We start from the raw sequence: 12878 nt of genomic DNA, 5'->3' as shown, positions 1-12878 counted from the left end.
GAAAAAGTGTAGCGTTAACTTAATCCATAATTTATCATCCTTTGCTATGCTCAGGATGATAAATTGGGAGAGTTTTTGAAAATAATTAGATTAAGTTAACGCCTATGATATTTAATATACCTTTGTAATATTATAACCTAAGCTTTTGAATTTTGTAATAATTTCCTCAATATGCTTATGACCATTGGTTTCAACCGTTACTTGAAGCTGTACATCCATCAGACGATCAAAGGTTTGAAATTGATTATGGTCCAGCTTCACGACATTTGCGTTTAACTCCGTTAAGATACTGGAAACCCTTAAAAGTTCGCCAGGCACATCAGGTAGATTTACTGAAAAGCAAAAGATCCGACCCCGTGAAAGAAGTCCGCGATTAATCATAGAGGAAATAGATACCACATCAATATTACCCCCACTTACTATACACACTACTTTTTTATTTTTTTCTTTGATTTTTTTCAGTCCAGCCAGAGATAAAACCCCTGCATTTTCTCCAGTTAATTTATGTTTTTCTAAAAGCAACAAAAAGGCCTCCATGATTTCAAAGTCAGAAACTGTAACAATTTCATCCACATAATCCTTGATGATAGAAAAGGTAAGTTCTCCTGGTTTTTTCACTGCTGCACCATCGGCAATGGTACTGACGGTATCAAGATGGGTGATTTTGTTGCTTTCAACAGAGATTTTCATGGCATTAGCACCCTCTGGTTCTACCCCAATGATTTTGATACTGGGTTTTAACATTTTTGCAGCCAGGGCAATACCACTGGCAATACCTCCACCACCTATGGGTACCAATAGGCAGTCTACATCCTGTAATTCTTCGATAATTTCTAAGCTAATGGTTCCCTGACCTTCAATGACATCTAAATCATCAAAAGGGTGAATAAAAATAGCACCAAGTTCCTTTTGTAGTCTCAGGGCTTCTTTATAGGCTTCATCATAGCAATTTCCAAAAAGTCTTACATCAGCCCCGTAGCTTTTGGTTGCTTCCACCTTAATCAGAGGAGTTGTTTTGGGCATAACGATGGTGGCTTTTACCCCAAGCATTTCAGCGGCATAAGCAACGCCTTGCGCATGATTCCCTGCGGAGGAGGCAATAAGACCTTTTTTTCTTTCCTCTAAGGACAATTTAGCAATTTTATTGTAAGCACCACGGATTTTAAAAGAACCAGTGGTTTGTAGGTTTTCTGGTTTGATATAAACTTGGTTTTCTGATTCTTTACTAAAAATGACGCTATGGATTAAGTCAGTTTTTTGTAAAATATTTTTTAGACGGTCTCTGGCGTTTTCAAAGGATAAGTGATTTAAGTAAGATTCTTGATTCATGGGTATACATCCTCCTTTAGGTCTTAAGCTGTTAAGTATTGCAATACATATAGAAAACTTTCCAACAAGCTTTTGTGTGGAAATAGACAATAAATACATAAATTATGAGAAATTAAAAAATCCGTCCTTAAAAGAAATTTCTTTTCTTTTAAGGACGGATATTATCCGCGGTACCACCTTAATTGTATCTATTTATAAAAATAGATACCTCTCCTTCAGTTCTAACAAACCTAAGCCTTTAACGGGGCTAGTCGATATCCTTTACTCACTTCAAAGGGTGCTTTCAAGGATATAACTCAAGAGTGATTTATATTTATAAACAGTATCGGTTTGCAGCAACCACCGACTCTCTGAGACTGCTTCACATAAATATATGTCTCTATCTTCGTCATCATCAATTATAAGAATTTATTAATTAATAGAATAATATGATTTTATCTTATTGTCAATAGAAAATTTTAAAAATTTTTAAAACACTAAATTTCTATTGCTACTTACGAGACAAAAGATTATAATAAAACTATACTACAAAGGTATAAAAGTACAATTTGTTATTATTCATTGATACAGGAGGGAAAAAATGACAACCCAAAGTGAAATAAAATACAATCGACTTATGGAAAAGGCAGAAGAATTGTTTGCAAAGTTGGGCTATAAGGCGGTTTCCATGGATGAGATTGCTGAAGCTGCAGGAATCAGCAAGATGACCATTTATAAACACTTTTCTTCAAAGGAAGCACTTTTTATGGAGGTTGTGCTAAGCATGATGCAAAAAGGTACGGCACTGATAGAAGAAGAAATGGGAAAAATACCAGGAACTTTAGAGAAAATAGATTTTTTAATGAGCTATAATATGGAAGCCTCTAAGAACTATTCCCTGGCTTTTTATAAGGATGTGATGTCAATTCCTTATGTTACAGAAAAACTGCTGGAAGAAAAGTATCGAATCAGTAGAATCATGTTTGAAAGAATTATCAAGGAGGGTGTAGAAAAGGGAGAAATCAGAGAGGTCAATGTATCTTTTATAGTAGATATGCTGATTATGATGGTGGAAACTTTTGGAGAAAAATATTTTAACAAAATAAACACGAAGGAGGAAATCGAAGGAATCACATCAGCTTTTTATGACTTTCTAAAGTACGGACTTTTAGGGGGGAAGAGGTGAAAACGCTATGGAAAACAGTATGAAAAATAGTGTTTTAATGAAGGTGGAGAATATAAGCAAGCTTTATCAAATGGGAGAGGTGACGGTAGCTGCTACGAAGGGGGTATCTCTTGAATTATATGAAGGAGAATTTGTTGTTATATTGGGGGCCAGCGGTTCCGGTAAAAGTACCCTCTTAAATATCCTAGGAGGCATGGATGTACCTACTGAAGGTAAGGTTTTTATGGAGGGAGAGGAAATTACTAAATATAATGACAAAAAATTGACCGCTTATCGTAGAGAAAAAATAGGTTTTGTCTTTCAATTTTATAATCTCATGGCGAATTTAACTGCCAGGGAAAATGTAGAATTGGCTACAGAAATCTGCAAAAATGCTTTAAATGTTGATGAGGTGCTGGAGGCGGTGGGTCTAGGGGATCGAAGAGAGCATTTTCCAGCCCAAATGAGTGGTGGTGAACAACAACGGGTGGCTATTGCCAGGGCAGTAGCAAAAAATCCTGCTTTGTTATTATGCGATGAACCTACAGGTGCCCTTGACTTCCAGACGGGAATAAAGATTTTAACACTATTAAGAGAAATCAATCAAAAATATAATAAAACCATTGTCATTATTACCCACAACGTACCTATTGGGGCAATGGCAGATCGTGTGATTAAGATGCGGAGTGGAGAAATTATTGAGACAAAGGTAAATGAGCATCCAATTCACCCTGAAGGGATTGAGTGGTGATGAAAAAATTAGATATAAGGCTACTTAGATTAATCAAGAATGCTAAAGGGCAGTTTATTTCTACTGCAGTCATGATTGTTTTAGCATTAACCATCTATGTGTCTTTTAGTATGGTGGCAGATAACTTATATAACACTATATTTCACTATTATGAAGTTACAAACTTTGGCGATGTTTTCATAGAAGTAGTAAGAGTGCCAAAGTCTGCAATAGATCAACTCCACACCATAGAAGGGGTAGAGGTGGCACAGGGGAGGGTCAGTAGTGATGTTCCTTTAAGGGTAGAGGATCCAAAAGAAAAAGTAAGGGTAAGAATTGTCTCTCTTCCACAAGAACCTCAGCCGATGAATGACCTATATATCATAGAGGGAAAAGATCTGCAGGAGGCGTCCAAGGCCACAGTGGTGTTACAACAATTCTCTGATGCTAGAGAAATTATGCTGGGAGATAAGATTGTACCTTATATTGCAGGAAAAGAGTATCCACTGGATGTAATAGGCATCGTAGGAAGTCCTGAATATATTTATTTGATGGAAAATGAACAAACCTTGTTGCCAGCACCGGAAAAGTTCGGGGTGATTTATGTAACAGAGGACTTTGCGCAATCGGTTTTAGGCTATCAAGGCAGCTATAATGAGATCATGATTAAAATAGATCAACAGCATAGCCATCGTATAGATCGTATCCTTGATGAGATAGAGGATCAATTAGATCGCTATGGGGTGAAGCGCACCATAAAAAGAGAGGATCAGCTAAGTCACCGCATGATGATGGAGGAGGTAGAACAGCTAGAAACCATGGCTACTGCTATTACGCTATTATTTTTAATCGTGGCAGCAGTGATCATTAACATTATCCTCTCTAGAATTGTAAAAAACGATAGGATGTCTATCGGGGTAATGAAGGCCTTAGGCTATAGCAATTTTAGTATACTGGGACATTATACGAAATTTTCCTTAATCATGGGTTTCGTAGGATCTGTTATTGGCATACTCTTAAGTTTACCCCTTTCTCAGGCCTTTACTAACTTATATATATTGTATATGAACATCCCTATGTTTCAGATGGAGGTTTATTTTATTTATTTTGTCTATGGTATTCTCTTAACCAGTGGATTTTGTGTGTTATCCGGATTGATGGGAGCTAGAAGTGTTTTGAAAATTTTACCGGCAGATTCTATGCGACCGGAGGCCCCTAAAACAGGCGGGAGAATTTGGTTAGAAAAAGTAAAATTTATTTGGAATAATATCTCTTTTAGTTGGAAAATGGTGATTAGAAATCTATTAAGAAATAAAAAAAGGGCTGTATTTCTAGTGGTAGGGATTGCTTTAACCTATGCAATTACCATGGTGCCGATTTTTATGTCCTCTGTATGGACAAATATATTTATGTTGCAATATGGGGAATTTCAAACGATGGACTATAACATCGACTTTGCCCAGCCTATGAACAACAGTGTGTTGAGGGAATTATCTCAAGTGATTGAGATAGATCGTATAGAACCTAAGACGGAGATTCCTTTTGAATTAAGAAATGGGTGGAGAAAAAAAGCAGTCAGTGTCATTGGTCTTCCAAGGGATACGGAATTTTATCATTTTGAAAGTCCTGAGGGGTATCCAGTAACCTTGCCTAGCAATGGTATTATTTTGGCGGAGAGATTAGCTGACATTTTAGGTGTTGGCATAGGGGATGAAATTTTAATCAAAAACTTTATGCCGGATCAAGAGGATAAGTTTGTTGAAGTAAAAGGGATTGTTGAACAATATTTAGGAACCAATGCCTATATGGATATTGAAGCAATCAATCGTTTGCTAGGTGAAAAAGGTGCGATTACTGGAGCGTTGATGGATTCAAGAGATGAGGTAGTGTTGAAGCTACAAAACGTAAAAAATATCCAACAAATACAATCAGTGGAGGATATGAAAAACAGCTTTTTAGAATTTATGGATATGATGATTTATTCTGTTGGAGTATTGATGCTATTTGGAGGAATTTTGGGATTTGCCATTGTCTATAATATCACCATTATCAGTATTAGTGAAAGGCTTATGGAGTTTTCTTCCTTAAGAGTGATGGGTTTCGATAAAAAGGAAATCTATAAAATGATCACGAGGGAAAATGGTTTGATGACTTTTTTAGGGATTCTTTTAGGAATACCTTTAGGTTATGGCATGTGTGCTGGCATTGTTTCTGCTCTTTCAACGGATTTATTTAGTATTCCCTTGGTTATTGCTCCAAGCAGTTATATCTTTACAACCATAGCTACGATTCTTTTTGTTATTATTGCACAACTGGCTACGATGCGAAAAATTTATCGTTTAAACTTCATGGATGCTTTAAAAAATAGAGTTTCTTAGCCTATATTTTACGTAAGGGATGTGAGTAAAGTGAAAAAGAAGATGATAGGAATAATAGGTGTCTTGAGTGTGATGGTTGTAATTGGATTTTTTATGATGAATAGAAATAAAGCAATCGAGGTGACGGTAGCAACAGTAGAAAAGGGGAACATCAGTGAATATGTGGAGGAGCTAGCAACTTTGATGATGGAAAATCAGGAAAGTGTTTATGCCCCTACGGCTGGCAAAGTGACAGCAGTACAGGTAAAGCTAGGAGACCAAGTGGAAAAAGGAGATGTATTGGTACGAATAGATGCACAACAGCTTTCAGAGCAAAAAATGTTATTGGAGGCTCAAAAAGCTGCGATAATGGCACAATATCATGAGGCCATAAAGCCTGTCAATGAGAAAGAAATAGAAAAGCTAGAACTGCTTCTGACAGCGCAGGAAAGAAATGTAGCAGAGGCGCAAAGAAAGCTAGAGAATAGCAAAAAACTTTATGAAGCAGGTGCCATCAGCAATGAAGAGTATCAAAGCGCTGTATTGCTTCTAGATACAGAAATGAACAGTCTTGAAAAAATAAAATTGGACTTAGAACTCATAAAAGAACCCATATCACCCAATATCGCCCCTCGGTATGAGGCACAATTACGACAATTTGATCTTCAAATACAAGAGCTTGCAAGACAGGCCAAAGATTTTGTTGTTTATGCCCCCATGCGTGGTACTGTGATGATGAAGGAAGTAGATGTGGGGAGCTATCTACAGCCAGGAGCACATATCATGGAACTAGGGGATAAAGGTCAGTTATATCTAGAAAGTGATATACTAGTGGGGGAGATAGGGAAGATAGAGATAGAAACACCTGTAGAGATCACCAATAAAGATTTAGGAATAGAAGGAATAAAAGGCAGTGTAAGAAAAATCCATCCCCAAGCCTTTAGCAAAATATCTGACTTAGGGATTGAACAAAAAAGAGTAAAGATAGAGATTCAGGTGGAGGATAGCATAGAGAATCTTAGACCTGGCTATGACTTAGATATAAAAGTCATCACCGATAGCAAAGAAAATGTTTTATTGATACCTGAAAATGCAGTGTTTCAAAAGGATAGAAAAACCTATGTCTTTGTGAATGAAAACAATACAGCTGTTTTAAGGGAGATCCAAAAAGGGATGGAGAGTCAAAGGTTGGTAGAAGTGATTAGTGGATTGCAGGAAGGAGAGGAAATCATCATCTCTCCAGATGAAAAATTAAAGGAAGGGATAAGTATTCAACCACTTTAACTTCAAAGCAAAAAGGATAGATGGTGTATAATCAAGCCATATCAACGTCTGTAGGAATAAAATTTTCCCGTGGACGTTGATGATTTTTTTGAATTTTTTATTATAAGTATATTCTTGTGGGAACATTATAAAAAATTGGAAGATTATGTACTTTTATCTCAAAAAATGATATCATGATACTAATATTATTATGTAGGATTAAGCTTTTTCTAAAATACAACCATAGGTGATGCTATAAGGGTAAATAGCTTATGAATTTGATAAAGGGGGAAAACTTATGAAAAATATAAAGTTTGATGACTTATATCCTGGAGATGTGCTTTTGTGCAGAGGTGAAGGATGGTTATCTGACCTGATTCTTCTTTTTGATGGAGGAACCTATAGTCATGCAGCGTTATATGCAGGAAAGGAAGGCGATAATCATTATGTTATTCAAGCAACACAAAAAGGAATATTAAAAACAGCACCAGATATACTAAGTTGTGAAATTTTTATAGACGTTTTTAGATTTAATAAAAAGAATCATAAGTTAGGGGAAAAAGAATACCCCTATCAACCGATAATTAGTGTAGGTCAGCACTATGTAGATGAAAAAACAAAGTATGCTTTTGATCATCTTATTTTTTTAGCTATTTTAGGAATTACTAGAGAAATCCCATTGGACATCACCAGCAAAAAAATCATGAGAAGTATCTTAGATAATGCTACAGCCTACCTTTTTAAGCTATTGGACAAGGGTACTACACCTATGGTGTGCTCTGAATTGGTATACAGATGCTTTGATGAAGCTGATTCAGAAAAAAAATACCAGCTAACTATTGAAGCCTTAACCCTAGAGGATTTCAAGGGAATATTAGATAAAGAAGCTTTGAAGATAGAAAGCACCAATGAAGTGGTAGAGGAACTAGATAAAGAACTGATACAGGCAAAGCAAAAATTTATGGAAGTATGGCGTAAAGTAAAGCAGGAAGAAAATACGATGCACGCACTCCCTTTAGATCCAGTTTCAGCCTGTGTAACGCCAAAGGATATTGAAAAATCTCCTGATCTAGAAAAATTAGGGAGATTACAGCTTTGATACTTTAACTTAGAAGGTGAGGATGTTGAAAATACAGGATAGGTGGGATCAATTTTATGACTTGTATGATAAGTACATAGCTTATTTGGTATTGATTAGTTGTTTTGCTGGCCTTTTTATGATGTTTACCAAAATGCAATATATCAGTGCTGATGCAAATATACCGCCTGCCCAAAAAGGGATGCTTGATATAAGTAATTTGGATTATGAACAGCAGGGTTTTATTGAGCTAAAGGGTGAGTGGGAGCTGTATCATAACCAATTGCTAGATGATGCAGATTTTGCAAAAAGAAGGGACGAGCTTGAAATATCTGATTATATCAACCTTCCAGGAGAAACTATTAGAGGAGCAGGTTATAGTACTTATCGATTAAGAATTAAGTCACAAAATATGCAGCATCTTGACTTAGGTATTTTTCTTCCCTATAGCTTAACCTCCTATAGGCTCATTATCAATAAAAAAGTCATCAGTGAAACAGCAGGTTTTAATTCAAAAAATGAAAGAGCTGAAGGAATTAAAAATAAGATTTTTCACATCGGTTCTATGCCTGAAGAATTTGAAATTATTTTAAATGTTCTGAATGAAGGAGATCATGTAGTAAATGATCCTATTTATTTAGGAGAATATTCTCGTATACTAGCAAAGCATACGAATAATCTTTTGCGCGATATGTTTCTTTTTAGTGCAATGATTGTTTTAGGTTTATATCATACCGTGCTATATCTATTTTTACCCAAAAAAAAATATGCAATGTTTTTTGGTATGCTATGTATTGTTATGGCAGTAAGAACATTTGTTACAAGCTACTCTGTTGTAATAACTAACTTCATAGATATAGGCTTTTGTTTATTTCATTATGTTAACTATGTAGGAGGAATTTTCGGTGTAATTTATTTGTGCAACTTTATACATTCTCTTTTTCCAAATGAATTTTCAAACAAAGTGTTGAAATCCATTAAAGGTTACAGTTTGCTAAAACTTATGATATTCATAGCTATTCCTTATTATCAATTTAATTATTTAAAAAATTTAACCAACGCTTTAATCCTAATGAGTTCACTTTACTGTACATTTGTATTAATACGAGCTGCGATAAAAAGAAGAGAAGGCGCGAAGATTATGCTGATAGGGATGTTTTTTGCCACTATCGCATTAATTAACGATATATTGTATGTAAATAAAATGCCTTCCTTGATGACATTTTATGGTTTGAGTACATTTTCTATCGTATCCTTAGCCTTTATCTTAGCACTAATACTATCAAAAATATTTGCTAATGCCTTTGTGTCGGTAGAGGGCCTTTCTAAGAAGCTTTTATCTCTCAATGAATTAAAGGATGAGTTTTTGGCCAATACCTCCCATGAACTGAGAACACCTCTAAACGGGATTATAGGCATTACAGAATCCCTTGTTGAAGGGGCAGCAGGAGAGGTAACGGATGCAGTGAAGAAAAATCTTTTTATTATTTCTGCAAGTGCCAGGAGATTGAGTAATCTTGTAAATGATATACTGGATTACTCAAAGCTAAAGCATAGTGACATTAAGCTATCCCTTGGGACAATCAATTTGTATGAGCTTATAGAGACAATACTGACGGTCTTTAAAATGACGCAGAAAAGAGACTGTGTTTTAATAAAAAACCAAATTTCAAAAGATATACCTAATGTTTATGCAGATGAAGATCGCCTGCAACAGATTATGTATAACTTATTAGGTAATGCTGTGAAGTTTACGAAACAAGGAGAAATCTCTGTAGACGCAGAGGTGAAAAGAAATTTCGTACAAGTAATCGTAAAGGATACGGGTATTGGCATTCCTCACGATAAAACAGAAAAAATCTTTGAATCCTTTGAACAAATAGACACCTCCACATCAAGACAGCATAGTGGAACAGGTTTAGGCTTAAGTATCACCAAAAAGCTTGTTGAGCTTCATGGTGGTGAGATTACATGTGAGTCTATTGAAGGCAAGGGATCAAAATTTATTTTTACCTTACCGATAAGTTCTCATATTTTAGAAAAGGATAAAGAAACAAAGTCAGTGTTGAAACGACAGTTCCTATTGGAACAAACGGCGGTGAGTTTAGAAAAGCAGGAGGATAAAGATAAAGCCAAAATTCTTGTTGTAGATGATGAAACAATCAATATACAGGTACTGGTGAATCAATTGACTTTAAATAACTACTATATAGTAACAGCGCTAAGTGGAGAAGAGGCACTAAAGCTTATTGATGAGATAGATTTAGACTTAGTGATTCTTGATGTGATGATGCCAGGAATGTCAGGTTATCAAGTATGTGAAAAAATTAGAGAAAAGTACTCCCTTATAGAACTGCCTGTTTTAATGTTGACTGCCAACAGTCAGCTAAGTAAGATATGCATGGGTTTTGAATGCGGTGCCAATGATTATATCGTAAAGCCCTTCGAAAAACAGGAGCTTTTAGCAAGGATAAAAACACTAATCACGATGAAAAATGCAATAAAACAATCAGCGATAGACCCACTAACAGGTATTTTCAATAGAAGACGTATGTCTGAGCTGGCTGAATTGATTTTCAATCAGTATCGAGAAGAAAACAAAGTCTTTTCTATTGTTATGCTGGATATTGATAATTTTAAAAAAATCAATGATAAGTATGGGCACGCTGTAGGAGATCATGTGATTATTGAACTGGTTTCCAGGTGTAAAGAGGTATTAAGATCAACAGATATCTTTGGACGATATGGTGGAGAAGAATTTTCCTTAATACTGCCTAATACAGCTTTACACAATGCAGTAAAGGTAGCTGAGAAGATAAGAGTAAATATAAGTAAAAAACCAGTGAAAATTGAAGAAAACAAAGAAATATACTTTACTATTAGTTCAGGTGTTGCTCAAGCTGCTAAAACTACCGAATCAATAGAGGAAATATATATGATGGCGGACAAAGCATTATATAAGGCAAAGGAAGGCGGGAAGAATAGGGTAGAAATCATGCTTTAAATAGAATTTCTAGCATATTAGAATGCAGAGCTGCATATCTATAGCATAAACAAATAAAAAAAATCAAAGTTATAAAGTAAAATTATCTAAAAAATATTGTATTTTTAATCAATTTATTTTATAATTGTCTAAGAAATTTAAATATAAAAAGCCTATAGCGCGCTCTGCAAAAGCCCAAAACTAATGCAACGAAGTAGGGGCTTTTTTTTCTTGAAACAAAACAAGGAAAGGCTGGTGTTGATAAATGTACAAATATGACCAAACAAAAACTCCATTATTTGATGCCCTATTGGATTATGTAAATAATGACACTATACCCTTCCATGTGCCAGGTCACAAAAAGGGGCAAGGAATGGTAAACAAATTTAAGGACTTTATCGGAACAAATGTAATGGCTATTGATGTTACTGTATTTAAACAGGTAGATAGCCTTCATAAACCAACTGGAGCTATAAAAGAAGCTCAAGAGCTTGCTGCTGATGCAAATAATGCAGATGATACGTTTTTTTGTGTTCATGGTACCTCTGGAGCAATTCAGGCCATGATTATGAGTGTTGTAGGAGAGGGAGATAAAATTCTTGTTCCTAGAAATGTTCATAAGTCAGTTACTGCTGGTATTATATTGAGTGGTGCTATGCCAGTGTATATGCAACCAGAGATTGACAGTAATGTAGGTGTTGCATTGAATGTCACGCCTGAAACTGTTAAAACAACACTAGAACAAAACAGAGATGCCAAGGCAGTTTTAATTATCAATCCAACTTATTATGGTGTTTCAACAGATATTGAAGAGATTGCTGATATTGTTCATAGCTACGATATTCCTTTGATTGTTGATGAAGCCCATGGACCACACTTACATTTTAGCGACAAACTGCCTATATCCGCTATGGATGCTGGTGCCGATATGTGTGCCCAAAGTACGCATAAGATTATTGGCTCACTTACACAAAGCTCGATGCTTCAGGTAAGAAGAGGGCTAATAGACGTAAATAGAGTAAAGACTGTCATGAGCCTTCTTCAAACCACAAGTCCATCTTATATTCTTCTGGCCTCTTTAGATGTTGCAAGAATGCAGATGGTAACAGAAGGAAAAGCGCTTTTAGATAAAACGATTGAACTAGCCAAATATGTTAGAGCTGAAATTAATAACATAGAAGGTTTATTTTGTTTTGGTGAAGAGGTAGTAGGCATGGAGGGTGCTTATGATTTTGACCCAACAAAAATAACCATTACTTGTAAAAATCTTGGTATCTCAGGTCATGAGCTTGAAAGAATCCTTGCTGAAAAGTACTTTATCCAGCCTGAAATGTCTGATTTATATAATATACTTTGTGTATTTTCAATAGGGGATACACAAGAAAAAGTAGATGCCTTGCTAGTAGCTTTAAGAGAAATAAGTAAAAACTGTAGCAACAGTGGAAAAAATAAAATAGATATCATGAGTATTCCAAAGATTCCTTTACGGATGCTCTCACCCAGGGATGCCTTTAATGGCAATACGATTTCTATTGAATTAGAGGACAGTGTTGGAGAGATTAGTGCAGAATTTCTATTAACTTATCCTCCAGGAATTCCGGTGCTTTGCCCCGGTGAGATTATCACCGATGAAATTGTAGAATATGTAAAGGCCCTTAAAGATGCTGGATTGTATGTTCAAGGGACAGATGACCCTGAAGTTAATTTTATTAAAGTAGTGAATGATCATAAAAGGTTAAATGTAATAACCTCTGCGTAAAATTTAAAATCCCTTTATCAAGAAGTTTATGAGGTGTTAAAAACCAGTTTCTATCATGAGAAGCTGGTTTTTTGCATTAGGCAAGAAGTTATCTGTAGCATGGTTGTTCTAGTATAGAAATGGTACAATTTTTGGATATAGAAGGTGTAAAAGCGGTCAAAAAATATAAAAGTAGTACTTGCGAAGGAAATCAAGTTTTATTTAATTAAATAAAAAGGAGTTTTATGCTGTGATG

General features: G+C 35.4%; 8 protein-coding genes and 1 other annotated feature. Of the genes, 7 read left to right on the top strand and 1 reads right to left on the bottom strand.

The annotated features are described in order from the left end of the window. Positions 1–111: 111 nt before the first annotated feature. Complete coding sequence (gene ilvA, locus BJL90_RS21105; protein WP_070972793.1) at positions 112–1329, bottom strand: threonine ammonia-lyase; 1218 nt, start codon at positions 1327–1329, stop codon at positions 112–114. 147 nt (positions 1330–1476) lie between these two features. Continuing rightward, positions 1477–1724 (bottom strand) — a binding site (T-box leader). A gap of 185 nt (positions 1725–1909) precedes the next feature. Here ilvA and BJL90_RS21095 point away from each other — a divergent pair. The 7 genes from BJL90_RS21095 to BJL90_RS21065 all read left to right on the top strand — a co-directional run bounded on the left by BJL90_RS21095 (position 1910) and on the right by BJL90_RS21065 (position 12643). Then, a complete protein-coding gene (locus BJL90_RS21095) occupies positions 1910–2494 on the top strand; it encodes a TetR/AcrR family transcriptional regulator (RefSeq protein ID WP_070972790.1) in 585 nt (194 codons plus the stop codon). A gap of 19 nt (positions 2495–2513) precedes the next feature. Continuing rightward, positions 2514–3224, top strand: coding sequence for an ABC transporter ATP-binding protein (locus tag BJL90_RS21090; RefSeq protein WP_070973488.1), 711 nt, complete (start codon positions 2514–2516; stop codon positions 3222–3224). Further along, entirely contained in the window at positions 3224–5581 is a 2358-nt protein-coding gene (locus BJL90_RS21085) for an ABC transporter permease (protein WP_070972788.1), read from the top strand. The genes BJL90_RS21090 and BJL90_RS21085 overlap by 1 nt, the downstream gene beginning before the upstream one ends. 30 nt (positions 5582–5611) lie before the next feature. Continuing rightward, positions 5612–6844 (top strand): efflux RND transporter periplasmic adaptor subunit, encoded by a 1233-nt coding sequence (locus BJL90_RS21080; RefSeq protein WP_070972786.1) that lies wholly within the window; start codon positions 5612–5614, stop codon positions 6842–6844. Positions 6845–7121: 277 nt separating this feature from the next. Beyond that, positions 7122–7922, top strand: a complete 801-nt coding sequence (locus BJL90_RS21075) for a hypothetical protein (RefSeq protein ID WP_070972784.1) — start codon at positions 7122–7124, stop codon at positions 7920–7922. Between the two features lie 22 nt (positions 7923–7944). Beyond that, positions 7945–10905: a diguanylate cyclase gene (locus BJL90_RS21070; RefSeq protein WP_070972782.1), complete on the top strand. Its 2961-nt coding sequence runs from the start codon at positions 7945–7947 to the stop codon at positions 10903–10905. Positions 10906–11149: 244 nt separating this feature from the next. Further along, positions 11150–12643: an aminotransferase class I/II-fold pyridoxal phosphate-dependent enzyme gene (locus tag BJL90_RS21065; RefSeq protein WP_070972780.1), complete on the top strand. Its 1494-nt coding sequence runs from the start codon at positions 11150–11152 to the stop codon at positions 12641–12643. Positions 12644–12878: the final 235 nt, after the last annotated feature.

The organism is Clostridium formicaceticum, from assembly GCF_001854185.1.
Classification (GTDB): Bacteria; Bacillota; Clostridia; order Peptostreptococcales; family Natronincolaceae; genus Andreesenella; species Andreesenella formicacetica.
The sequence above is the reverse complement of the archived record's forward strand: the minus strand, read 5'-3'. Positions and strand labels throughout refer to the sequence as shown.